Source organism: Bifidobacterium sp. LCP19S3_E9 (genome assembly GCF_052121135.1).
Taxonomy (GTDB): Bacteria; Actinomycetota; Actinomycetes; order Actinomycetales; family Bifidobacteriaceae; genus Bifidobacterium; species Bifidobacterium thermacidophilum.
Genome location: NZ_JBQKEV010000005.1, coordinates 74,507 through 100,142, shown reverse-complemented (window position 1 = coordinate 100,142; position 25,636 = coordinate 74,507). Strand labels below are relative to the sequence as shown.

Genomic DNA, 25,636 nt, shown 5'->3' with positions numbered 1-25,636 from the left:
TCGGGGGTGTGCGACTGATGTGTCGCATGGCGGGCGGGTGCCGTCGGGGTTGAGGGTTGATTGGCTGGCTATCTGGCTGTCATGCGACTGACGTGTCGCGCAGCAGGGTTGTTCGCAGTGGGACGAACGGTATCATCAATGGTTCTGGACATTTGCGGCAATCATGGTGAACGCAGCAGTCAGCAATATTCGCGACGCCGGCTTCCGCATACCGCGTTCGCCTATAGCGAGCGAGGCGACACGCCGAGAACACGAAAGATTAGGGGTATCGGGGAGGGGATAGACGGAACCACAGCTGCGTCGGAAGCTGCGGAATCCAATCAGCAGTAGGGAATGCAGAGGAGTGCGCGGGAACGTTCGGGAATACTTGGGATTGCTCGGACAATTTTTGAGGGCACGATGCACATCACCATGATGAAACTTTCACCACACTAAAGACAAAAATGTAGTAAATCGTTTGACGTGGTCGCAAGTGCGTTCTATAAATAGTGGTGGGCATTGGGGGGTGAAGCTGTACTGGCTCGAAGAACTCGGCGCGTTGCTGATATGTATCCCCAGTCCCAACGGAATGTTTGCGTAACCATTTGATCGCAATCAATCGATTGCCGGACAATCCCAGGGGGTGAGAGCATGGAGCACACACGTCATACCGCTTGCGGCGAATCGTCCGCGAGTCGCAGACCGGCAACAGACCGGCGGCACGTAGACCGGTTGCCGTTTGCCGGTATTTTGTCAAGCAATATCATGATTCGCCGCGCTGGACGTCGCTTGCGCCGGATTTAACGTCTTGCCGGACGACGGTTGCAGCAGATGTTCCACTTCGAATCATCGGCGTGTCGCACACATATGATGGATTTCATAGGAGGTACATCTATGCGAAGCAGCACGACGTTCGGCGGGCGCAGCGAAAGCGGGCAGCCCTGCGATGATTTGGTGCGGGCGTTGCTCGCCGGCACGCTGACGAACGGCTCCGGGGACCCTACCCGGACGCTGGTGGTTTTGGGGGCGCCTTGCAGCGGCAAAACGCAGTTCGCCTATCGCGCGCTGCTTGAGGGCATTCGCACGTTTGGGGACACGCGCGCGGTGATGACCGTATCCGGTCGCGTTGCGGCGGATGCTTTGGGTAACGAGGCCATTCGTGCGCTCGGGGCGGCTTCTCAAGCCCGTCCGGTGACAACCATGTCGGCGCTCGCGTTCAGGGCAATTACGGCAGTGCGGTCGGCCGAGGGCAAGGCGTTGCCGCGTCTGCTCAACGGCGCCGAACAAGATGCGCTGCTGCGTTTGGTGGTTGCCGAGCATATTCAGCATGTCCGTAGTGGAGACGAATGCCCCACATGCGAGCTGTTGCGCGAGTATTTCGCCCAGGATTCCTGGGCAGATACGGTCTGCGATCCAGTATCGCAGCAAGGTGCGCGCGCAGGCGCAAACCTGAGCGGGGTTTCCGGGCGTGGCGCGGCATCGGAATCCACATCGCTGGCGATATTCACCAAAGGTATCAGCGACGCGTTCATCATCCAGTTGCGCGATATCATCTCCCGCATCAATGAGCTCGGACTGCGTGAGTCAGACGAGCAGCCGCTGATTGGACGCTTGCACACGATTGCCGGGGCAACGGGGACTTCCGGCGCGGGTATGGGACCGCAGGCGAAACGGCTTGATGTCCAGTGGCGTCTTGCCTTCGCATTGCGGCAGGAATATGCGGCGGCGATTGAGCGCAATTATCCGGGGCAATACCGACTTGACCCGTCCATGCTGCTTGTTGAAGGGGCGCTTGCGGTGCCCTCGTTGAGCGGGGAGGATCTTCCCGAACTCATTGTGGTCGACGACGCGCAGGATTTGACGCTCGCAGGTCTCGCTTTTCTCGAACAAGCGACCGGTGCCGGTGCGCGGTTGCTCATTGTGAACGATCCGGACGAATCGGTGCAGGCGTTCCGCGGGTCGCATCCGGAATATGCGTTGGGGCGTCTGTTGTCGGCGGAGGGCGTATTCCATGCCGCGGTAGGCACGCTGGACAAGCCTGAGCAGGGTGGGTACCGTAATCTGGTCGTCTCACGGGTGAGTCTCGACATCGCCTCTGAAGAACAACTCGATATACCGATTCCGGAACGTCCGTGGAAGAACGCGGTCGTGCCCGGAAGCTATCCAATCGCATCCATCAACACTGAAACGTCGGACGGGAGCATCACTGACCATACCCAGGATGGCAGCGTGGGCACCCGGCTCTATGCTTCGGCGAATGAAGAGCTCGAAGCTGTGGTCGCTGCCATCAAGGCAGAGCATCTCGATCATGGGCGCGTGTGGAATGATATGGCGGTTATCGCGCATGACAACGCGACTGTGCGGGCGTTCGGTGAGAGGCTGCGTCGTGACGGTGTGCCGGTGCGGTACTCGTCGGTGACCACGCCGTTGAAGGACGAGCCGTTCGTCCAAGGGCTCTTCGCGTTGATTGAACTCGCCCAGGTGCGTCTGCGCGGTGCATCCGCTGTCAATGATGCGCGATTCGTCGGGACTTTCGACACGGGTGCCGCCGGGCGGGACAATATTGCGAGGCTGGCTGCGTTCATCCGTTCCCGTGTGCGCATGGTCATGGGCTCGCCGTTGATTACCGCTCGGCGGAAGAGCGGTAAGTCCCCAGCACGCATCGAACCCGTGGAGTTGGCCATGCAGTCTCTAGTCTCGCTGTCCACAGTCATACGGCAGCAGACCGCCGGAAAGACAGGCCAAACTTCTGATACCGGTAATGCTATGAGTACCGTTCACGTTGAGGATGTTGGGAATACCGGTGGGGTCGGTGCAGATTCTGCTGCACAACCTCGGAATGAAGCCCCGTTGCGGTTCTTGGAACAGCGTTGGGGCGCGCTACGAGACGCGCTGGTTCAGGCAGGTGAACAAGACAGCCAGGCATCTCCAGAAGCAACGTCAAACGAGACGACCAAGCCGCCGGCGTTGACGCTGGACGCGATGTACTTGCTGCTCACTTGCCCGCAGGCAGCACACGGTGCTGGAACGCATGAGGAGGAGAACGAAGACGCGTCCGTGCAAGTGTTGGGCGCTTTGAGTTCCATATCCCGTCATGACGCGGACATTCGCGCGTTCGGCAACCTGTGGCGGATTGTGGGCGAGATTGCCTCCGGTATCACCAGGCTTGACGACACCAAGCCGGTGTATGTGTTGAGTCTGGCTTGGGAGCGTTGCCATGTCGCCACTGCCTGGCAGACGGCGGCGCTGGTCAATTCACAGGAGGGGCGTGCCGCCAACGATCGGCTCGACGTGGCGATGCGTCTGTTCGACTACGCTTCCGGCGCGGGCGCAGGAGGCGATATCACCGCCTTCTTCCGCAAGGTGCGTTCGATGCGTATCGAAGCGGATTCGTTGGCCAAAGTCGCGCCGATCGACCAAGCGGTCACGTTGACGACGCCGGCGGGTTCGGGCGGCAGACACTGGCCGCTTGTATGGATTGTCGCCATGCAGCAGGATGTATGGCCGAATCTCATGCCACGCAACACGATGTTCGGCGGCAAAGACCTGGACGACCTCGTATTGCATGGCACACTGCCATCATTGGACCATGGGGCGCATCGGGACGAACGGCTCACCGCGGTGCTCCACAACGAGCAGAAAGGCCTGCTGGTGGCTTTAACGCGTGCCAGCGAGCACGTGATGCTCACCGCGGTACGCTCGGACGATCTCATCCCGTCGGACTTCCTGTTGCGGTATCTTCCTGAACGCTTCGACGGTTCAGACGTCGGCGGGTCTGCTGCAGGCGAGACCGCTGGCGGTGATGTTGCGGACGGCCAAGGTGCAGGCATGGCCGCCGGAGGTGAAACCGCCGTTGCACAGAGCGGAACGGATATGCCGGTTCTTGATGCGCATCTCGACGCCATGTGCACCGACGTGCGTGGTCTGGTGGCGGCGGCTCGTATCACGCTCGCCCGCAACACCGGCGATACTGAGACCGAACGGCACGCCCGCAAGGACGCGTACAAGACCCTGACCATGCTCAAGGACCACGGAGTGCTGTCGGCGGATCCGCGCAATTGGTCCTTCCTCACTGCGGTGCCGACAGTGCCGGAGAACAACGGGGAGCATACCGAGCCCGCCGCGGATGTCCAGATATCGGTACGGCAGCAGGGGGAGCAGGCTGGTCAAGGGGAACAACACAACCCCAACGAGGTGAAACTGTCCCCGTCGTCCGTTGACGGTCTGTGGGCGTGCCCGGTGTGCTGGATGATGGACAACCAGTTCGCTGGACCGCGCCCCGGTGGAGTGCAGGCAAGCATTGGCACCATCGTCCATCAGATTGCCCAGGAAGCCAGCCAGGACTGGCATCTTGACGCGCCTGACAACCAGCAGGGAGAAACAGAGGATCAACGCATTGCCGCCATCAGTGATCAGATGATGGCGCGCTATCAGGAATTGCGCGTCGATCCCGCTACGGTCAGCGACCCCGTCGACCGCTACACCCTGCTATACAAAGACGCCCAAGTGAGCACCATGCTGGGCAATATCGCCTCATACTTCGTGAAGTCCAATGACCCGGAGTATGCGATACGCCGTGGCGGCAAAGACACGGAACCAATCGAGGTTGGCAAACTTGAGTCGGCTGAATGCGAGAAAGAATTCAACGCCAAGTTCACCTTGAGCGACATCGCTGAGGCATACAACCGAGTCAAGGCTGTTACCGTACCGGCGACTGCTGCCGAAATCGGCGCAATAATGGGTACGCTTGTCGGCGGCTGGCCCGAAGGCATGAGTGATGATCTGACGATTCGCCTGTCAGGACGCATCGACCGTGAGGAACACCGGAGTGTCAACGGCAATCAAGTCATCAGGCTCATCGACTACAAAACTGGCAACAAACCCGACGTCAAAGGGATTTTCAACGATTTGCAGCTGGTGTGCTACCAGCTGGGGCTGGCCTACCCATCCGAAGGAGCCAGACTCGGCGAAACGAGCCAACCGTTGGTTGCCCAAAGCGAATTGTTCCATGTCAGCGCACACGCGACTCCCGCGGAAAGCTATGCTCCGGAAACCTTGTACCAGCCCCCGCTCTTTGTCGATGGACATCTCAACGACCATGAGTTCTCCAATCGTTACCACTACCGTAATCCTGAAAAGTTCTACGATTATCCCCGCAACGGCGAATCGCCTGTGGAAGTGCGAGAAGAGTTGTGGAAAAACTTTACCGCGGTCTCGGCCAGCACCCAGATTGCCTGGGCGTTGGCGATGATTGCCCGGGTGTTCTACGCGGGTGCCGCCCTACGGTCCGAACGGATTGTCGCACATCCGCAGAAAGCCCATCTGGCATATTGCGACGGGAATGGCATTTGCCCGGCGTGCGCAAGGGAAATCAACACGGTGTTCGAAACGAGGAAAATATGAACGGAATGAAAGCTAAGGGGAACGCATTCCAGCCGAGCGACGAGCAGCGGCAAGTCGCCTATGCACCTAAAAACGATGACGTGCTGGTCGTAGCCGGCGCGGGAAGCGGCAAAACCACGACAATGACCGCGCGCGTGAACCACCTCATCGCATGTAAGGTTCCGCCGGAGCGCGTCCTCGGCCTGACCTTCACCAAAAAGGCGGCGGCCGAACTGTCTGAAAAAGTCTCAGGCGGTCTCCAGACCGGCACAAATATGCTGCTCAAGCCCACGGTTATGACCTACGACGCGTTCTTCCAGTCAATCGTTAGACAATACGGGCTTCTAGTCGGATTCGACCAGGATACACAGCCGTTGAGCGATGCAGGCGCCATCCAACTCGCCTCCAACGTCATCGAAGCGCATCTGGACGAACTGTTCGCCGCCTCCGGGCAAGACGGCGACGACGGGCAAGACGGCGAATCCAACACCGACGAACCGGATGGCACACAGCAAGGCAAGTTCCGTACGCTTGTCGGAAAACTGCTCAACCTGTCACACGCCATCGGCGGAGCCATGATCGGCGGTGACTGTGATTCAATTTCCGAAGCGGTACGCCGCATCCGACATTGGGACGACGCATTCATCGAGCGGGTGCAGCGCATCGTCGATGCCGATATCAAAGAGCGGAACGCTGTGATTCCGTCCCGGGACCCGCTGGGTGAAGATGAGAAAAAGCGGCGCAAAAGAGCGAAGAAAGACACCGATGAACAGTATGCCGAGAAAGTGAGGAAACAGGAAGAAGAATGGCGTCAGCAACGCGCTGATGCCGCGCTGTTCCACTGCGCGAAGATGCTCGATGCAACCAAACAGCGCAACGTCCTGCTCAATCTGGTCGAAGCCTATGAGCAGGCGAAGCGCGAAGCCGGCATGGCTGAATTCAGTGATTTCACCATCGCCGCATACCAACTGGTCAGGCGTTTTCCGTCCATCGGGCAGCAATACCGCCATCGGTACACCCATGTCTTGCTTGACGAATACCAGGACACGTCAACCACGCAGTCAGAACTGATCGCCGCTCTGTTCCACCCTGACGCAGGCGGTTCAATCGCCGATGCCGGCAGGTCCGCGGTAACTGCGGTGGGCGATCCATACCAGTCCATCTATGCTTGGCGTGGCGCAAGCCCGGGCGCGCTGCGGATCTTCCAGCGTGCGTTCGATTTGGAACAGCCCGGATTCAAGCCATACCCGATGACCATCAGCCGCAGGAACCCGCGCATGGTATTGCAGATGGCGAACAATCTCACCTTGGGACTACGCCGGACGCACCGCAGGCGGAGCAGCTCGCGCATGTCCGAAGTCGATGTGCTCCCGCTGAACAACAATCCAGACAACATCGAACGCGGCACGGTCGGTGTCCAGGAGTATGCGACACTCGGGCAGGAAATCGACGCCGTCGTGCGCTTCGCCAAATTCGCCATCGCACGCCACACGAATGCCGATCCGGCGGCGGACGCCAAAGAGCGGCCGCATGTCGCAGTACTATTCCGTAGCAAACGGCAGATGCCGTACTACGAGCAGGCATTACGCGCCAAAGGTTTGAGCGTACAGACCGTCGGATACTCCGCCCTGCTTGAGCGTGCGGACGTACGCGATGTTCTCGCCTTGCTGCGTGTCGCCGCGGATCCCACCGACTCGCAATCGCTGATGCGTTTGCTGGCGACCCCTCGATTCCACATGGAAGCCAGACAGCTGACCGCGCTTGCCAGGTGTGCCGATCAGCGAGACACCGAGCGGCGGTATCAGGCGCTTGTCCAAGCCGGTTACGCCACAGGCAAGGAAACGGCCCGGCAGCGGGCCGAAGTCGTGCGAGAACATCGAGGGCAACTGCCGCATATGGTCTACCTGTCCGATGTGGTCGCAGACACTCATGAACCCGCCGATCTTGCCGGTTGCAAGCTGGACGAGACCGCGGTGGATGCCGTAGTGCGTGCCGGCGGCATCCTGCGCGAGGTGCGGCAGGCCATGGGCTTGCCGTTGGAACATGTGGTTCGCGCCGCAATCCGCGCTTTGGACCTGGATGTCGATACCGTGCTCGCCCAAGCGTTCGCCGATTCCCGGCAGTCGGTCAATCCGACTCTTGCACATGCGCCGGTCGAATCCATCATCGAACTGGTCGGCACCTACACCCAGGAAATCGTGCAAGCCGGTCAGTCGACGCTGCGAGGCTTCATCAGCTGGATTGATTCGCTGAAAACCGTGGACGACCCGACCGCTGCCGCGCATACGGAGCCAGTCGATGTCGTGCTCATGACAATCCATCAGGCCAAGGGCTTGCAATGGGATGCCGTCGCAGTCGTCGACGTCAACGACAAGACCTTCCCCAGCAACCAGGGCGACTCTCTCAGCGTCAAACCTGCCGACGACGCCAAGACCGTCAGTTCAACGAATGCCGCAGGGGAGTGGGAGCCTCCGGAATACATGGAAAAAGCCAACACATGGCTAACCTGTGCCGATATGGTGCCCGCACCGGTTCGCGCCGATGCGGATATTCTTCCGCGCTTCCCGCATGACGCCGTCCAGGGTGCTGATCCGACCGAAGCCTTCAGCGAATTCGAAGACACGCTCACCCTGGCGGACGAGGAATATGGAACAGGCCGCAATCTGCCGATTGACGGCATGGACTCCATCGACAAGAACAAGCTGTTCCTCACCCAGCGCGAAGAATACGGCCGGCGCCTGCATGAAGACGAACGGCGATTGGCGTACGTCGCCGTCACCCGCGCCAAGCACGAGGTCTTCGTCACCGCAACCCAGTCGAGCACCATCGATATGTGGCCCGAAGACGGAAAAAGCAACACAAGGTCCGTCTTCTGGCAGGAAATGTACGATTCCATGAGACATTACGCGAAGACGGAAGGACTGGAACCGGCGGCGCTGCCCTCATGGGCGGATCGGCGCGAACTCGAAGCCGACCAAGACACAGACCCGAAGGACGGGCATCCGCATACGCTCGCATCCGTCGGCCAACCGCTGCCGGATGGTTTCTTCGTCGGTGATGGCGCGCAGGACTTCGAGGACGCGGTCGTGGGGCAGGCGTGGACGACTCCTGTGGAGCTGATCCACGAAAAAACAAGCTTGGCATGGCCGGCGAACTTGAGCGATGAAATCCGCAGAAAACTCGACGAATCCGCACAAGAGACGCTCGAATGGATGACATCGGCGGAATCCGCGAAGTCTGTGGAATCTGGCAAATCGGTAAAGTCTGAGAAATCTGCGAAATCCGCGGTGTCCGGAGAATCCAGTGAATCACGGGCATCTGCAGGTTTGTCGGAATCCCCGCAATCCACGGAATCACCGGAATCCAAGCCGAGTGACGCCTCCCAAACGAACGAGCGAACCGATTCGTGGAATATCAACGAAACCGACGTGCTGTCGCACAGGACGCGCGCCCTGCTGAACGATATGGATTTGCAACCGCAGGAATACCAACTCTCCACCGCCCCCGACGATCTTGACGACCAAGTAAAGCAGACCGCCATGCGTCTGATGGCGAACAGCCGTCGTTCGGTCACTTCCCTGCAGACGCAGGCCGGCCAGACCGACAACCGTAAGTTACAACAGTATTGGCGCGGTATGATCCGGCCGATTCCGCGTATCGCATCGCCGAGCGCCGAAGCAGGAACCCTGTTCCATGCTTGGGCCGAACAGTTCGTGAACGCCTACGACGACAGCGGAATCATCGAAGACACTGATGCTTCCGGCATCGACGGACAGATGAACGACGCCGCCGTTCCGGTATCCGCCGCGACCACGCGTGAGGCGATGATCAGCGATCTCAATGCTCGCACCGAGCTGCTGTCCGCGGCAAAGGCTGAAAACCCTGAAGATTCCGTAGACGTCGCTCAAGGCTCTGCGGACGCTGTTCGAAGCGGCGCTTCCACTGCTGGCTCTTCCTCTGCCGGCTCTTCCCTTGCTGGCACAAGCGCAAAAGCAGGTGCCAGTGCAACTGCAGGTACCAGTGCGAAAGGCACCGCACTCGAACGGAAGCTCGTCACCTGGGAACGCCGATTGGTCGCATCCCGGTGGGCGAAACGTCGTCCCCAAGCCGCTGAACGCCAAATCGTCATCTCACTGCCGCAACTGGATGACATCATCGTCCATGGCAAGCTTGACGCGGTCTTCTATGGTGGCCTCGATCCGCAGGACGATACCAAGCGGTTCACGGTCGTCGACTGGAAAACCGGTAGGAAACCGCGCAAGCCAAGCGATATCGATGAGAAGCTCGCCCAGCTGGACATGTATCGGCTGCTGCTTTCGCGGGTCGAGAACATCCCGTTGGACTCCATCGACGCCACCCTGTACTATCTGAGTGAGCCCCAAGAGGCTGATCGCGAGCTGCATGCGCGCGGGAAAACAGAACAGGATATCCTTGCCGAGCTGAGCTCCGGAATCCCCGAGGAATCTGACAACGACTGACCTGCGCGTGGGCGCGGGTGGCGGTTCAGGACTGGAAAACGCGTCCGTGAACGGTCATGTCAGCGGGACCGCGACCCTCGAGCAGCATGTGTGGGCGGGCACACGTGCCGGATGCTGAGTCGAAACGAAAGTGAGGAACATCATGGGCGCGATCCGCGACCATATCCACCATGCCAAGGCATCATCCCGCAACCATACCGATGGTGCCCACACCGAGAACCGCAGCCGCTCATCTATCCAGCGCTCGCCGCAGGCCGTCGTCCCGTTGCAGACAACCAGAAGCCATGCCAAACCTGCCGTATCCGCCGCGCTCATGCCCAAGACGTCATCGGATGCCGCCACCGCAGGCGGCAGCGTTGTCATGTACCGGCCGCTGACGGCAACGGACCTTCCCGCGATCATCGACGAATACGACCAGACATGGGGATTCCGCCCGCTGTCGGAGCGCCGCCCGCTGTCACAGATGGTCTCGAAACGATTTGTCATGCATTACCTCGAAGGCACTACCCGAGCGGAAGTCGCTGAACTCGACGGCCAGGTCCTCGGTCTGACTTTCGCCCAAGTGGACGGTGAACGACCGCTCTATCCGCACGCACAGGAGACGCTCGCTGGCATCGACGACCGGCTGCGCGCTGACGACACCGGTTCGATCGCCTTGCGTGAGACCTTGTACTGGCATCGCGCGGAAAACCGTCTCGAGCGAATCAGCCAGATCGGCAAAGTCACTCAAGCGGAATTGCGGTTGTTCCTCGTGTCGCCCAAAGCCCGAGGACACGGCGTGGGCGGAGGCTTGTGGCGTCGCCTGATGGCGTATTTCCAGGATCGTGGCGTCAAACGCTACTTCCTGCACACGGACAATAGCTGCGATGTCGGCTTCTATGACCATCAAGGTCTGGTATGTAATGCGAAACGCATCGCCGCCGACCATCCGGAAGACCATGTCGAGAAGATGTACGGGCGGATGAACGACTTGTACATTTATTCGGGGGAGCCGTCCCGTACTGTACGGCACCGTCGGCGTGCAGGAGCGTCTGTCGCGCAACAGCAATCGAAACGGGGTGAGTGAGTGGCCACGACGCCGTCAAGCGCCGCAGCTGTCGCCGAGCGGGCGGGATCGCCGTACGCCCGGCTGTTCCGCCTGCCCGGTGCGAAGGCCTTCTGCGTTTCCGGAGCGGTGGCGCGGCTGCCGATTTCGATGATGAGCCTGGGCATTGTGCTCGCGCTGAATCACCTGTATGACAACTGGACAATCGCCGGAACCATGAGCGCGGTCTATATCCTCGCCGTCTCGGCGGTCACCCCGTTCTACGCGCGCCTGTTCGACCGGCTCGGCCAGCGGCGTGTCGGATTCCCCGTGCTCGCCCTGCAAGTGACCAGCATGCTGGTCTTCGCGTTCGCCGCCATGGCACGCGTACCGATCGCCGTGCTCTTCGTCCTCGCCGTGCTCATGGGCCTATGCCAATTCTCCATCGGCGCGCTCGTGCGCACGCGCTGGGCATACGCGCTGCGCGGCAACCCGGACGCTTCGCTGCTCAACACCGCATACGCGCTGGAAGCTGCGGTCGACGAAATCGTGTTCATCCTAGGGCCGATTCTCGCGGCCTTCCTCGCGACATCGGTAAGCCCGGTTTCCCAACTGTTCGTCCCGACTCTCGCCGCAGGCATCGGGGGAGCGGTGTTCTTCTCGCTACGCAACACCGCGCCGCCGGTCATCGAAGTGGTCGATGTCACGCCTGCACCCGCCGATGACGCCGATGTGCTGCGCGCCACCAGCCGCGGAGCGAAAACCGGCGAGGACACTGCCATCGCATTGGACAGCGGCGGCCTGCGAACCTCACGCCACAGCAATCGCAGCGTGCTCACCTACCCGGGCATCGGGCTGTTGCTGGTGGTGTTCATCGTGTTCAACATCAGTTTCAACGCGTTCGACGTGTCGATGACAGCCGACTACAAGGCGCTCGGCATTGAAAAATACCTCGGTCTGCAGCTTGCCATGTTCGCGCTCGGCTCGTGCATCGGCGCGATCATCTTCGGCACGCGCAAACTCAAAGGGTCGAACTGGTCTCATATGGTGGGATTCCTATGCCTGCTGACCTGCGGGTACGTGCTGTTCCGGCTGAGCATGGACCATCTGATTGTGCTTGGCGTGCTTGAAATCCTCGCCGGCCTGTGCGTGTCGCCGCTGTTCGCGACCGGCAATCTCATCGTCAAGGACATCGTGCCGGAAAGCTCGTTGACTGAAGGCCTGTCTTGGGTGACGACCGCGGGCACTGTCGGCACGTCGCTCGGATCGACCATCGCGGGCGTGGTTGTCGACCATGCCGGACCGCATGCCGGACTCATGATCCCGTGGATCGCCACGGCGTGCGCCGTCCCGATTGCACTGCTCGGGTGGAGACTGTCCCGTCGCAGCCGTCAAGGCGACAGAACGGCCAAGGCTGAAGGCCGGGACAGTGGAAACGGTCGAAGCGTCTCTTTACATTCGTAAAGCGTAGGCATCCGTAAGGGACATAATCGCATCTCGGCGGTCTCGTAGACTTCTGTGGCATCGGAACCGCCAGGATGGAGCAAGGAGTGAACATGATCAAGGTTTCCGTCGTCGGCGCCAAAGGGCGCATGGGTTCTCACGTGGTCGAAGCGGTGAAGGCGGCGCAGGACACGAGTCTCGCGCTTACGCTTGACGCCGGCGACGATCTGACACGCATCACCCCGGAGAACACTGATGTCGTTGTTGAATTCACCGTGCCGTCCGTATCGTTGGACAACGTGCTCGCTCTTGTCGCCCAAGGCGTCAACGTGGTTGTCGGCACAACCGGATGGACCGACGAGAAACTCGACCAGGTCCGTGCTGCGCTCGCGAAGGCCCCGCGGCAAAACCAGAGCGTGTTCATCGCCCCGAATTTCGCGATTTCCGCGGTGCTGGCGGACTATTTTGCGAAGGTCGCGGCGCCCTATTTCGAATCCGCTGAGGTGATCGAACTGCATCATCCGAACAAGGTGGATGCGCCTTCCGGCACGGCGATCCACACTGCGCACGCCATCGCCGAAGCACGGAAGGATGCCGGCCTTGGCGCTGTCCCGGACAATACACAGACCGACGGCGGCTCGCGCGGCCAGGTGATTGACGGCATCCACGTGCATGCGGTACGTCTTCGCGGTCTCAACGCCCACGAGGAGGTCCTGTTCGGCAACGCCGGCGAACAGCTGACGATTCGCGCCGACAGCTTCGACCGCATCTCCTTCATGCCCGGCGTCCTGCTCGCTGTACGCAAGATCGCGTCCGGCAACCACCCCGGTCTCACCGTCGGCCTGGACCACTTCCTCGACCTCTAACCCCACTTCCCGTCCCTCTACCGACGCTGCGACCGTCCTGAGCGTCGGTAGAAGGTTGTGCCGACGTTGAGCGCCCTGTGAGCGTCGGTAGAAGGTTGTGCCGACGCTGGGTGGCTTGTAGGCATCGAGAGGGGCTTGGAAACGATGGGGTCTGCGTCCCACCCCAGAGGTACGGTTACCAAGTATGAGTGATACCACCATGCATCTTCTTGATCCGGCCCCGTTCGGGCGTATTCTGCCCGCTATGGTGACGCCGATGAAAACTGACGGTTCCATCGATTATGACGCAGCCCAGAAGCTTGCCAAGCAGCTGGTCGCGGATGGCGCCGACGGTCTGGTGGTCAACGGCACAACCGGCGAATCGCCGGTCACCCACATGGAGGAGAAAGTCGACCTCGTCACCGCGGTCAAGGAAGCGGTTGATGTTCCGATCATCTCCGGTGCCGGCTCGAACGACACCGCGCACACCGTACGCATGGTCGAGCAGACGCAAGAGGCGGGCTGCGACGCTGTGCTCGTGGTGGCGCCGTACTATTCCCGCCCTTCACAAGAGGGCATTTTCCGTCACTATCAGGCGGTCAACGAATCGGCGGACAAGCCGATCATCATCTATGACGTCCCGGGTCGCACCGGCGTGCACATCCAGCTGGAAACGTACCGTCGTATGGCTGAGCTGGATCACGTCAAGGCGGTCAAGGACGCGACCGGCGACATCGCTGGAGCGGTGCGCAAGCGTCTGGAGACCGGTTTGACTTGGTATTCCGGCGATGATGGTCTGTTCCTGCCGTTCCTGTCCGTCGGCGCTGTCGGCATCATTTCGGTGATTGCCCATGCGGCCGCCGGTCCGATGCGCGATCTGGCCAATGCGTTCGATCAAGGCGATATCCATACGGCACAGAAGATCGCCGTCCAGCTTTCCCCGCTGGTCGAATCGCTCAATGGCACCGGATTCCAGGCGGTCATGGCCAAAGCCGCGCTCAAGGTTCGCGGCGTGCTGGATTGCACGACGATGCGTCTGCCGAATGTCGGACCGGGCGAACCCGAGTTCGAACGCGCGCGCGAAGGCATGCGCGCCGCTGGCCTCCTGTGACGGGCACTACCTCGCCCACGTATAGGCGCGGGCACTAAGTAACAGAAACCCAACGAGGAAATGGCAAAAGAACAAGAACAGAACAAGAGCAATTCCCGCAGGCGCGGCCAGCATACCGGCCGCCGCGCCCGCACGTCGTCGGCCCGCAACACCGGCCGTACGACCACGCGCCGTGGATCGCGCCCACAGGAGTTCGCCACGGCCCCCCAGCAGGACGATGTGCTGATCGCCCCGCCGAAGTACCGCAAGGGCTCGATGCGTATCGTGCCGCTTGGCGGTCTCGGCGAAATCGGCCGCAACATGAACGTGGTCGAATACAACGGCCACCTGCTGCTCATCGATTGCGGCGTGCTTTTCCCTGAGGAGGAGCAGCCGGGCGTTGACCTGATCCTGCCTGATTTCCACTACATCAAGGACCGTCTCGACAAGGTCGAGGCCCTGGTGCTCACCCACGGCCACGAAGACCATATCGGCGGCGTACCGTACCTGCTCAAGCTGCGTCCGGACATCCCGCTGATCGGTTCCAAGCTGACGCTGGCCTTCGTGGAGGCCAAGTGCAAGGAACACCACATCAACCCGACGATGATTGAGGTCAAAGGCCGTGACAAGATCAAGGCCGGCCCGTTCAACCTTGAGTTCGTGACCGTCACCCACTCGATTCCAGACGCGCTTGCCGTATGTGTGCGCACGCCCGCCGGCTCGCTTATCGACACCGGCGATATCAAGCTTGACCAGCTGCCGCTTGACCACAAGATCACTGATCTGGTTGAGTTCGGCAAGCTGGGCGAACGTGGCATCGACCTGCTGATGATGGATTCCACGAACGCGGAAGTCCCCGGATTCGTGCGCCCCGAGACCACAATCGGCCCGGTGCTTGACCGCGTGTTCGCCGAAGCGACCCGCAAGATCATCGTCGCGAGCTTCTCCAGCCACGTGCACCGCGTGCAGCAGGTCGTCGATGCCGCCCACAAGTACGGTCGCAAGGTCGTCTTCGTTGGCCGTTCGATGGTGCGCAATATGTCCATTGCCGCCGATTTGGGCTACCTGCACATCCCCGAGGGCACGGTCGTCGATCTCAAGAAGGCCAAGGACATTCAGGACGACAAGATCGTCTACATGTGCACCGGTTCGCAGGGCGAGCCGATGGCAGCGCTTGGGCGTATCGCCGACGGCAATCACCGCGATATCACCGTCAACGAGTTCGATACCGTGATTCTGGCCAGCTCGCTGATTCCAGGCAACGAGAACGGTGTGTACCGCGTGATCAACAAGCTCGTCCAGCTGGGCGCCCGCGTGGTGAACAAGGACAATGCGGCGGTTCACGTGTCCGGTCACGCGAACGAGGGCGAACTGCTGTACCTGTACAACATCATCAAGCCGAAGTGCGCAATGCCGATCCACGGCGAGAACCGCCATCTGGTCGCCAACGGCCTGATCGCGGTGAAGACGGGTGTGGCCCCGGACAACGTCGTGCTCGCAGAAGATGGCGATGTCGTCGACCTGTACCACGGCAAGGCGGCGGTCGTCGGTTCCGTGCCGTGCGGCTATGTGTATGTCGATGGCGATTCGGTCGGCGAACTGACCGATGAGGATCTTGAGAAGCGTCGCATCCTCGGCACCGAAGGCTTCGTGTCGAGCTTCGTGGTGGTCAATACCGACACCGCGGACGTGCTCTCCGGTCCGAAGATTTACCTGAACGCCGTGGCTGAGGACGAAAGCGAGTTCGAGAAGGTCCGCCACCAGATCGTCGAGCAGTTGCAGGACGCGATGATGCAAGGCACCCGCGACACGCACAAGCTCCAGCAGATCATGCGTCGTACGCTGGGCAGCTGGGTCGCGCGTCAGCTGCATCGCAAGCCGGTTATCGTGCCGGTGGTCGCCGATATCGCGCAGCGCGACGAGGACGATCCGCTGCGCTGAGCGAGCGGCACAGCTTCGCGGCGATTTCGCGGCGACTATGGCTGTGATTCAACGGCAAGCCATCAGTGAGCGCCGTTCCACCATTTCCGTGGGACGGCGCTCACTCATATATCATTGGCGGGATTGCTCTGTGATTGCGCTGTTGCTGTTCCATGATTTCCCTGCGGTCGCTTTGTGCTGACCTTGTGGTTTCCGTGTGGTCATCCTGTGATATCCCTGTGGTTGCCTTATATCTGACCCGTGTCCTCATGCACTTGCCTCGCGGTTCCCCTGTATTTTCTCTGTGATTTCCAACGGTGGCCTTACGGTCGTCTCATGGTCGTCTAGCGTTTCCCCGTGATTACAGCCCACGCCTATATCATCTGCCGAAGACTTTTCCCTTGCAGCGCACCCCGTTCTGTCGAATAATGGACATTGCCCGTACCGTGGCGTAGAATCGTCATGTTATCGACAACCAGTGCGGCAAGCACTGAAGAACAACCAACATCGCGGCGAGGCGTGGCTCACATGCCGAGCCGCGATGTTTTGCGTATACACGGCACTACGGCATCAGCCATGCGAATCTGCGATACCGGCCAGCAACCACGGACAGATACACCGTGCCAACCGGTGTATTTCTGCATGCAGCCAAAGCCGTACAAGGAAGGAGCGACATGCCAGGCGCGAACCTCACCAGAGAAGAAGCACAGGAACGTAAATCCATCGTCAAGGCGCCCATCCACTATGCCGTCAGCCTAGACCTGACCCAAGGCGCAACGGATTTCGGTTCGACCGCCACCATCACTTTCGGCGCGAATACCGGAGCGAGCACGTTCCTCGACCTGATCGCCGACGACGTCACTTCGATCACCCTCAACGGCAAGGAGCTTGACCCGGCGACCGCCTACCGCGACAACCGCATCGAACTGGCCGGGCTGCTCGAGCACAACGAGGTCACCGTCACCGCCCGCTGCCAGTACTCGCGTACCGGCGAAGGCCTGCACCGCAGCGTCGATCCCTCCGACGGCAACGTATACCTGTACACCCAGTTCGAGGTGCCGGACGCCCGTCGTGTCTATGCGGTCTTCGATCAGCCTGATCTCAAGGCGATTTTTGAGTTCCACGTGCTCGCCCCGCAAAGCTGGATTGTCACGTCGAATATGCCGGTCACCTCCACGCAAGACGTGGACCATATCACCGCTGAAGGCACGCTCGGCGACCATTCGGCGGAAAGCTCCCGCCAGTGGACGTTTGAGCCCACCCCGGTGATGAGCTCCTACCTGACCGCGATCTGTGCCGGCCCGTATGCGCAGTGGCACACTGAATACGCGAACGAGGACGGCCGTACCATCCCGATGGCGCTCTACTGCCGTCAGGCGCTCAAGGATGCGCTCGACAAGGACGCCGATTACCTGTTCGACATCACCAAGAAGGGCTTCGCGTTCTACGCCAAGACCTGGGGTGTGCCGTACCCGTACGCCAAGTACGACCAGATCTTCGTGCCGGAATACAATGCGGGCGCGATGGAGAACATCGGCATGGTCACCATCCGCGACCAGTACGTGTTCGAATCCAAGGTAACCGACGCATATGCCGAGCGCCGCGTGGTCACCGTGCTGCACGAGCTCGCCCACATGTGGTTCGGCGATTACGTGACCATGAAGTGGTGGAACGACCTGTGGCTGAACGAATCCTTCGCCGAATTCATGTCCACGCTCGCCACCGCGGAGGCGACCGAATGGCATGACGCGTGGGCGACCTTCAGCTCCGGAGAGAAGAGCTGGGGCCAGGCGCAGGACCAGCTGCCGACCACCCACCCGATTGTCGCGCCGATCAATGACCTGAACGACACCTATGTGAACTTCGATGGCATCACCTACGCGAAGGGCGCGTCCGTGCTCAAGCAGCTCGTCGCCTATGTTGGCCGCGACAAGTTCTTCAAAGGTATCAACCATTACCTCAACAAGCACGCGTACGGCAACGCAACGCTCGCCGACCTGCTCGCCGAACTGGAGCAGACCTCCGGTCGCGACCTTAAGGCCTGGAGCCAGCAGTGGCTGGAAGCCGCGGGTATCAACACCATCAGCGCCCGTGTCGACGAGAACCCCGACGGCACCATCGCCGCACTGACCCTCGAGCAGAGCGCCCCCGCGGAGCACCCCGTACTGCGGCCCCACCGCCTCGCGGTAGGCTTCTACAACGAGAACGCTGACGGGCAGATCGTGCGCACTGACCGATTCGAACTCGACGTGACCGGCGAACATACGACCGTCGAGGAAGCAGCCGGCAAGAAGCGTCCGGCGTTTATCCTGGTCAACGACGATGACCTGACGTACACCAAGTTGCGGTTCGATACGCAATCCCTCGAATTCGCGGCGGAAAACCTCTACCGCTTCGCTGACCCGCTCGCGCGGTCCGTGGTGTGGCTGTCCCTGTGGGATATGACCCGTGACGGCGAATTCCCGGCCGAACGCTTCATCAAGACGAGCCTTGATGCGCTGGCGACTGAACATGAGTCCACCACCTTCCGCTACGCACTCGCGCAGGTGTCCACAACGGCCCACCACTATGTCGTCCCTGCCCGCAGCGCCGACGTGGCGAAGAACACCGCCGAGCGCCTGTGGAAGCTCGCCGGCAAGGCACAAGCCGGCTCCGATGAGCAGTTCCAGCTGGTCGGCGCCTACCTCACCTACGGCGTGGAAGGCGACGAACGGTTCCTCGCCAACGCCGAAGGCCTGCTGGACGGCAGGGTCAAGCTCGAGGGGCTCGACATCGACAACAACATGCGCTGGACGATCCTCAAGGCGCTTGCCGGTGTGAACGCCATCGACAACGCGCGCATCGACGAGGAGCTTGCCAAGCGCGATACGACCGAGAACCGTGAATTCGCCTACGGAGCCCGTGCGAGCCGCGCGACGGCCAAGGCGAAGTCGTGGGCGTGGGACCAGGCGCTGCACAATGGCGATTTGACCAACATGCAGCTCGAAGCGGTCGCCGCAGGCTTCGCATTCACCCCGCGCGAGGACCTTGCCAAGCCGTACGCCGCCGAGTATTTCAACCAGGTTGACTGGGTGTGGGAACACAAGACCTTCCACATGGCCGAAGCCCTGCTCGAAGGGCTGTACCCGTCCTATGCGGATCCGGCGGAACTCGTCAGACTGGGCGACCAGTGGCTCAGCGAGCACGCTGATGCGCCGCGCGCGTTGCGCCGCATCATCATCGAGAACGTCGAATCCTCCCGTCGTGTGCTCAAGGTGCGTGCCTACAACGAGGCGCTGTGACCTTCTGACACAGACACCTTGAGGGCCGGCCGGCTGCCGTTTTGGTGTCGGCCGGCCCTCAGACGTTCAATTCGATATATATAGCATATATGCTATAGTGCTGGTATGAACACCATTGACGCATTGAAGGCCCGCCGTCTTCAAGCGGGGTTGAGCCAGCAAGCGGTGGCGTTCCGGATGGGCACCACGCAATCGGCATTATCGCGCGCGGAACACGGCGGCAATCCGACTCAGGATTTCCTGCAACGGTATGACGATGCCCTTTCCTGTCTCACGACGAAGTCAGGTATCGCACTGAATACTGGTATTTCGGCGAAATCCGGTCTCACCGTGAAATCCAGCAGTATCGTCGATATCGCGACGGTGAAGCTGATCGCCGGTGCTATCGCAAAGAAATACGGTCTTGCGCAAGTGTATCTTTACGGTTCATTCGCTCGCGGCGAGGCGGATGACGATTCCGATATCGACTTGCTGTATGTCTCGCGGGGAGCAAGTCGATTCGGCATGGACGACCTTGCACGATTGAAGAGTGAACTGGAACGGTCGTTTGGTAGGGAAGTCTCGCTGACCTCACTTGTCTCACTGCGTCGGCACGCGCAGCGCAGTCGTGCAAGCAGGCGATTCTACGAGCATATTCAGCGCGATATGGTTCGGGTGGTGTGATGCAACGACGACATGCCGACCAGAGATTCAGGGATGATACGAATCTCATCCGTCTCGCGGAGCATCTGGTCCGCGCAAGCCGTGATGCCAGCGCGGTTTCTTCGGCTCAGGAGCTGGAAACGGATTACATGAGATTCAATTCGGTCGCCATGGATATGGTTCAGGCGCAGGAGGCTGCGCGGAAGCTATCCGACGAGTTCCTCGAAGAAGTCCCGCAGCTGCCATGGCATGAACTGCGGGGATTGCGTAATGCCATCGTCCACGAATACGACGAAATCGATCCTGACGCTCTGTACGTATCCGCCACGGTGGATGTTCCACGGCTGCTTGCCCAATTGCAACCGTATCTTGACGCCATCGAGGATTGAACGCCGGTGTCGGCAACGGGGCTCTTGCGGGCATGCAAGTGGCGGGCCGTCCAACCGTTGCGATGGAATGACCCGCCACTTACGTTATGAACAATCACCACGGGCGAATCCGTCGAATCCGCATGGCAATCATCGCGATGGCTTACTTCGCGAGGGCCGCCTTGAGGGACTCTTCGAAGATTTCCAGACCGCGCTTGGTCTGCTCGTCGGTCATGACGAGCGGCGCGAGGAAGCGGATGACATTGCTGTCGGTGCCTGCGGATTCCATGAGCAGACCGCGCTGGAGAGCCTCTTGGATGAGGTTGGCGACGAGCTCGGTGGCAGGCTCCTTGGTCTCACGATCCTTGACGAATTCCACGCCGATCATCGCGCCGAGGCCGCGGATATCGCCGATGACGTCGTACTTCTCGGCCATCGCCTTGAAGCCCGCGGTCACCTGCTCGCCGATGTGGCGTGCCTTGGCCGGGAAGTCCTCTTCCTTGTAGATCTTCATCGCAGCCAGACCGGACGCGCAGGACAGCGGATTGCCGCAGAAGGTGCCGCCGATGGTACCTGCGGGGGCGGCATCCATGACCTCGTCACGGCCGGTGATCGCCGAAATCGGCATGCCGCCGGCGAGGGACTTCGCGGTGGTCACGATATCCGGGGCGGCGCCCGCCTCGGCCCAGTATTCGGAGGCGAAGTACTTGCCGGTACGGCAGTTGCCGCACTGGACTTCGTCGGCGATGAGCAGGATGCCGTTCTCGTCGCAGATCTTGCGCACGGCCTTGACCCACTCGATCGGGGCGGGGATGAAGCCGCCTTCGCCCTGGAGCGGCTCGACGAGCAGGCAGGCGACTTCATTGGCAGGAATGCCCTGGTCGAACACCTTCTTCAGGCCGTCCACATAGTAGGCGATGGCCTCCGCCTCGGAGTAGCCCTTCGGCGCACGATACAGGTACGGGTACGGAGCACGGGCGATATCCGCCGGGAACGGGCCCATGCCCTTGGAATAGGCCTTCTTCGCGGTGAGGGCCATGGTCAGGTTGGTACGGCCGTGGAATGCGCCGGAGAAGCAGATGACACCCTGCCGGCCGGTGTAGGACTTGGCGATCTTGATGGCGTTCTCATCGCATTCGGCACCGGAGTTGGCGAAATAGGTCTTCTTGTGCTCACCGCGACACGGAATTGTCTCGTTCAGACCTTCTGCCAGATCCACGTAGCCTTCATGGCCGATGACGTTGAAAATCGTGTGGAAGTACTTGGTCGCCTGGTCCTGCACGGCCTTGACGAGCTCCGGACGGGAGTAGCCGATGTTGAGTACGCCGACGCCGCCGACCCAGTCAAGGAACTTGTTGCCGTCGAGGTCTTCGAACATGGCGCCTTCGCCACGCTTGATGCAGATTGGATACGTCGAAGAGCACAGTCCGGCGGGGACGTTCTCGTTGCGCTTCTTGAGGAACTCCTGGGTCTTGGGGCCCGGAACGCTTTCAGTGACAATCTGGGGCATGTCTTCAGCCAATGTCATCGCGGTATCTCCTTGACTAATGGTTTTCGCAATACCGGTGGCGGAATGCTGCGGATTTCGTCGCCGTCTTACCTGACAACGAAATGTTTAACACCCGTGTGTTGCTCTGCTTTTGACATTTTGAAATGGGGTCGTTTCTTTGTCGAAACAGGAGTGTTTTCCCTGTAACATTCGCGTCGTACGAATCGGGCGCAGCTGTTGCGGGCACGGTGTCCGGTGTTGTGAAATCCGCTTGATTCCATGGTTTTGCAGTTCTGCGATGCTGCCTTCAGACGTCGTGGCACCGGGCGTGCGGATGCCGATCCGCGCGGTATCCGAACCGGGCCAGAGCCGATGGGGCTGTCCGCATATTGAACATTTCAGCGAGATGACGGCAATTGCAGCTCGAACCCGTAACAGCTGCGCTCGAACCCGTACCTCTCATAGAATCGATGCGCGGCCGTACGTGGCAGACCGGAATCAAGTGTGATTGCCCGGCATCCGCGTTGTCTCGCCAGCTCGACCGCGTAATCGAGCAGCATCGTGCCGTAGCCCTTGCCTCGTTCACGCTCGTCCACAATAAGACTTGACACATAGCATGTCAGTCCGCACATCCAGAACGTCTCGAAATAATCGCCATGGCACATGCCCACATAACGCCCCTCATCGTCAAGCAGAAACACCGCGAAACTCGCGTTATCGGCAAGCACCCGCTCATACACGTTGCGCGTGGGCGCATCCTCATACGTGTTGTAATCCCATAGCGCGCGGATGAAACGCAACGCTTCAGGGAAGTCGTCGGATTCGGCGTTCTTGATACGCATGGTATTCCTTCTCCTTGAATCGTTCGGAACATGACAACACGGCGGCCGTCGTACTATGAACGCGTTCGCGTCCTCGTACGACGGCCGCCGCCCGCCGGCAACCTTTACAACGCCTTGCGATACAGTTCGGAGATGTCCTCCGCGCTGATTTCAGTGCGCGTGTTGGCGATATTGGCGGGGGAGACCTTCATCGCGTTTTGGGTGAGCCACGGGATGTCCGATTCGCTGATGCCCAATTCGCTCAGCGTCACATCGAGCCCGATTTTCCGCTCGAAACCGCGGATCTTCCCGGCGCAATCCTCGGCCGTATAGCCGCCCATAAGCCGTGCCAGCCTGCCGAACTTGAACCGGTCGCCCTGCCATGTGGCGTCCACGACGGTCGGGGCAAGCGCCGCAAGACCCTTGCCGTGCGTCACGTTCTTCAAACCGGAGACCGGATGCTCCATGGCATGCGTCAGCGTGATGCCCGCTGTGCCAATCACCAGGCCGCCGATTGTGGCCGCTTCGGACATGTGTTCCCAGTCCTTGAGCGTGCCCGTGCCTGCGACAAGCCGTGGCAGGCTGTCGAGGATCAGCGGAAGCGCGTACAGCGCGAGCGCATCGGTGAACGGCTGCGCATTCTTGGCTGTGTACGCCTCGAAGCAGTGGCAGAACGCGTCGAAACCGACCGCCGCCAGCTGACCCTTCGGCATGGTCATCATCGCTTCCGGATCCACAATCGAGCGTTTGGCCATGATCGCCGGGCACCGCAGCGACTTCTTGTCGCCGTTCTCCGGGTTCGTGAGCACCGCGAAACCATTAGCTTCGGAACCCGATCCACAGGTGGTGGGGATGAGCACGAGCGGCAGCGCCACATCGCTGGACTTGCGTCCATAAATGTAATCGTTGACATCGCCGTCGTTCTTCGCCATGAACGCGATGCCTTTGGCACAGTCCATCACTGAGCCGCCGCCCAGGCCGACGACCATGTCGTAACCGCCGTCCTTCGCGATGCGCGCGCCCTCCTCGACCGTCGTCGTCAGCGGGTTCGCCGATGCCTTGTCGAACAAGCCGGTGGTGATGCCCGCCGCTGTGAGTGAATCGTTGACCTTGTCGTACACGCCGGTTTTCTTGGCGTTGGAACGGCCGGTCACAATAAGCGCCTTGGAACCAAGCGGTTTGGCGAGTTCGCCCGCCTTCGCCAGCGTGCCTGCACCGAAGGTGAGATTGACCGGCGCATAGTAGCTGAACGTGCGTGCCGTGGGCTCGGTTGCCGTGTCCGTAGCTGCTGCGGTGACTGCGGATATCGCCGCCGTGACCTCCGCCTGGCCGATGGTCGCGACTTTGGCTGCTGGTGCGGCCCCGGCGGCCTCGCCGGCCGCGATGGAAGCGGCTGCGGAGCGCTCGCGAGCGTAATCCTGGTCAAGCTCGTCATTGGCGACTTCAACCAAGGTGCCGAATTTCTTGCCATAGCGGGCCTTGCATGCGAAGTAGAAGACCACGCCGAGCAGCGCCCAGCTGCCGACGAACGCCCATTCGGTGGGCACGAGGGCCGCCGCGCTGCCGGGGATGCAGTACATGACGACCATGAAGCCGGACATGACGATGGCCATGAAGCCTACGAACTTGTAATGCTTCACCTTGTACGGGCGGGGCATGTCGGGCATCTTCTTGCGCAGGATCACGAAGGAGATTGCGACCATGCAGTAGGCGACGCAGCACGCGAGGTTGCCGGCGTCCACGATCCACACGAGCATCTTGCGGCCGAGCAGCGGGGCGAGGCAGCTGAGCAGGCCGATCAGGCCGATCGCCACCCACGGGGTCTTGTAGGTCTTGTGCAGCTTGCCGAACACCGGCGGGATCATGTAGGACTCGGCCATGGAGTACATGGCGCGGCTGCCGCCGATCATGAAGGAGTTCCACGAGGTCACCACGCCGCACAGGCCGCCGACGATCAGCACTTTGGCCATGACATCGGTGTGGAAGGCGCGGGCCATGGCGTCCGCGGTCACCAGGCCGCTGCCGGAATTCTCGGACTGCGCGATGGCCGCGGGGTTCAGCACGTAGCCGACGGCGAAGATGATCAGCACGTAGAACGCCACGGCGAGAAGGATCGATAGGAGCAGCATCTTCGCGATCTTCTTGAGCGGCACGTTGATTTCCTCGGCTGCCTGCGGAATCACGTCGAAACCGATGAAATAGAACGGTGTCATCATCGCGACGCGCAGGATATTGCCGAATACGCTCGCGGTGTTGCCGCCGACGAACGCCTGTCCTTCAAGGTTTGACGGATTGCCGCTGATTACGGAGCCGGCGATCAGCAGGATGCCTGCGCCGCCAATCACGCAGGTGAGCACAGTCTGCACGATGGCCGCGGTTTTCGCGCCGCGGATGTTGATATACGTGATGAACAGGGCCATGATGATGGCTACCGCGAGCCAGGACGCGTAGATGTCGAATCCTGCGACCGTGTACAGATAGCCTTGCAGGAAGCCGGGGAACAGGTAGGTGATAATTGTCGGCATCGCGCACGCCTCGAAGCATACGACGCTTACATAGCCGAAGATGATCGCCCACGTGCATACGAACGACCCGGTCGGCCCCATGGCACGGTAGCTGAATACGTGTTCGCCGCCGCAGTCCGGCATGGCGGGTGTCAGCTCCGCGTAGGTCAGGCCGATGAAGAAGATCATGACGCCGCCCAGCACGAAGCCGAGCATGGCGCCGACCACGCCGCCGCGGTCAATCCAGTCGCCGCTGGAGACGACCCAGGCCCATCCGATCATGGCGCCGAAGGCGATGACGAGAATGTCCCAGACGTTGAAGACCTTGTCGAATTCCGATGATTTCTTGTCAGTCATTTGGTTCACTTCC

Annotated in this window: 13 protein-coding genes; 10 read left to right on the top strand and 3 right to left on the bottom strand. The window is 60.7% G+C overall.

The window, feature by feature from the left end; genetic code table 11:
* Positions 1-873: 873 nt before the first annotated feature.
* The 10 genes from ACTQYB_RS03965 (at position 874) to ACTQYB_RS03920 (ending at position 20,473) form a co-directional block, all read left to right on the top strand.
* The gene (locus ACTQYB_RS03965; protein WP_441481550.1) at positions 874-5,382 is read left to right on the top strand and encodes a PD-(D/E)XK nuclease family protein; all 4,509 of its coding nucleotides are present in this window, start codon (positions 874-876) and stop codon (positions 5,380-5,382) included.
* Positions 5,379-9,839: an ATP-dependent DNA helicase gene (locus ACTQYB_RS03960; RefSeq protein WP_441481551.1), complete on the top strand. Its 4,461-nt coding sequence runs from the start codon at positions 5,379-5,381 to the stop codon at positions 9,837-9,839. Before ACTQYB_RS03965 ends, ACTQYB_RS03960 begins: the two co-directional genes overlap by 4 nt.
* Before the next feature lie 142 nt (positions 9,840-9,981).
* The gene (locus ACTQYB_RS03955; protein WP_052400824.1) at positions 9,982-10,905 is read left to right on the top strand and encodes a GNAT family N-acetyltransferase; all 924 of its coding nucleotides are present in this window, start codon (positions 9,982-9,984) and stop codon (positions 10,903-10,905) included.
* Positions 10,906-12,327: an MFS transporter gene (locus ACTQYB_RS03950; protein WP_441481552.1), complete on the top strand. Its 1,422-nt coding sequence runs from the start codon at positions 10,906-10,908 to the stop codon at positions 12,325-12,327.
* Positions 12,328-12,419: 92 nt separating this feature from the next.
* Positions 12,420-13,172: a 4-hydroxy-tetrahydrodipicolinate reductase gene (gene dapB / locus ACTQYB_RS03945; protein WP_441481553.1), complete on the top strand. Its 753-nt coding sequence runs from the start codon at positions 12,420-12,422 to the stop codon at positions 13,170-13,172.
* Between the two features lie 184 nt (positions 13,173-13,356).
* Complete coding sequence (gene dapA, locus ACTQYB_RS03940) at positions 13,357-14,262, top strand: 4-hydroxy-tetrahydrodipicolinate synthase (protein WP_033505010.1); 906 nt, start codon at positions 13,357-13,359, stop codon at positions 14,260-14,262.
* A gap of 60 nt (positions 14,263-14,322) precedes the next feature.
* Positions 14,323-16,182 (top strand): ribonuclease J, encoded by a 1,860-nt coding sequence (locus tag ACTQYB_RS03935; protein WP_015449999.1) that lies wholly within the window; start codon positions 14,323-14,325, stop codon positions 16,180-16,182.
* Positions 16,183-16,835: 653 nt separating this feature from the next.
* A complete protein-coding gene (gene pepN, locus ACTQYB_RS03930) occupies positions 16,836-19,442 on the top strand; it encodes an aminopeptidase N (protein WP_441481554.1) in 2,607 nt (868 codons plus the stop codon).
* Positions 19,443-19,547: 105 nt separating this feature from the next.
* On the top strand, positions 19,548-20,105 hold the full coding sequence (locus ACTQYB_RS03925) for a helix-turn-helix domain-containing protein (protein ID WP_441481555.1): 558 nt from the start codon (positions 19,548-19,550) through the stop codon (positions 20,103-20,105).
* Complete coding sequence (locus tag ACTQYB_RS03920) at positions 20,105-20,473, top strand: HepT-like ribonuclease domain-containing protein (RefSeq protein WP_033505013.1); 369 nt, start codon at positions 20,105-20,107, stop codon at positions 20,471-20,473. The genes ACTQYB_RS03925 and ACTQYB_RS03920 overlap by 1 nt, the downstream gene beginning before the upstream one ends.
* Positions 20,474-20,615: 142 nt before the next feature.
* On the opposite strand, the gene ACTQYB_RS03915 is transcribed toward ACTQYB_RS03920, so the two are convergent.
* The 3 genes from ACTQYB_RS03915 to ACTQYB_RS03905 form a co-directional block, all read right to left on the bottom strand.
* Positions 20,616-21,980 (bottom strand): aspartate aminotransferase family protein, encoded by a 1,365-nt coding sequence (locus tag ACTQYB_RS03915; RefSeq protein WP_101451885.1) that lies wholly within the window; start codon positions 21,978-21,980, stop codon positions 20,616-20,618.
* A 359-nt stretch (positions 21,981-22,339) separates the two neighbouring features.
* Positions 22,340-22,783 (bottom strand): GNAT family N-acetyltransferase, encoded by a 444-nt coding sequence (locus ACTQYB_RS03910; RefSeq protein WP_321046396.1) that lies wholly within the window; start codon positions 22,781-22,783, stop codon positions 22,340-22,342.
* Positions 22,784-22,887: 104 nt separating this feature from the next.
* The gene (locus ACTQYB_RS03905) at positions 22,888-25,623 is read right to left on the bottom strand and encodes a bifunctional amino acid transporter/iron-containing alcohol dehydrogenase (protein WP_441481556.1); all 2,736 of its coding nucleotides are present in this window, start codon (positions 25,621-25,623) and stop codon (positions 22,888-22,890) included.
* Between the last annotated feature and the right edge of the window lie 13 nt (positions 25,624-25,636).

Coding starts and splice junctions, on each gene's coding strand:
- ACTQYB_RS03955 (WP_052400824.1), top strand. CDS start 9,982: ATGGGCGCGATCCGCGACCATATCCACCATGCCAAGGCATCATCCCGC.
- ACTQYB_RS03920 (WP_033505013.1), top strand. CDS start 20,105: ATGCAACGACGACATGCCGACCAGAGATTCAGGGATGATACGAATCTC.
- ACTQYB_RS03925 (WP_441481555.1), top strand. CDS start 19,548: ATGAACACCATTGACGCATTGAAGGCCCGCCGTCTTCAAGCGGGGTTG.
- ACTQYB_RS03910 (WP_321046396.1), bottom strand. CDS start 22,783: ATGCGTATCAAGAACGCCGAATCCGACGACTTCCCTGAAGCGTTGCGT.
- ACTQYB_RS03965 (WP_441481550.1), top strand. CDS start 874: ATGCGAAGCAGCACGACGTTCGGCGGGCGCAGCGAAAGCGGGCAGCCC.
- ACTQYB_RS03935 (WP_015449999.1), top strand. CDS start 14,323: ATGGCAAAAGAACAAGAACAGAACAAGAGCAATTCCCGCAGGCGCGGC.
- ACTQYB_RS03905 (WP_441481556.1), bottom strand. CDS start 25,623: ATGACTGACAAGAAATCATCGGAATTCGACAAGGTCTTCAACGTCTGG.
- pepN (WP_441481554.1), top strand. CDS start 16,836: ATGCCAGGCGCGAACCTCACCAGAGAAGAAGCACAGGAACGTAAATCC.
- dapA (WP_033505010.1), top strand. CDS start 13,357: ATGAGTGATACCACCATGCATCTTCTTGATCCGGCCCCGTTCGGGCGT.
- ACTQYB_RS03960 (WP_441481551.1), top strand. CDS start 5,379: ATGAACGGAATGAAAGCTAAGGGGAACGCATTCCAGCCGAGCGACGAG.
- ACTQYB_RS03915 (WP_101451885.1), bottom strand. CDS start 21,980: ATGACATTGGCTGAAGACATGCCCCAGATTGTCACTGAAAGCGTTCCG.
- dapB (WP_441481553.1), top strand. CDS start 12,420: ATGATCAAGGTTTCCGTCGTCGGCGCCAAAGGGCGCATGGGTTCTCAC.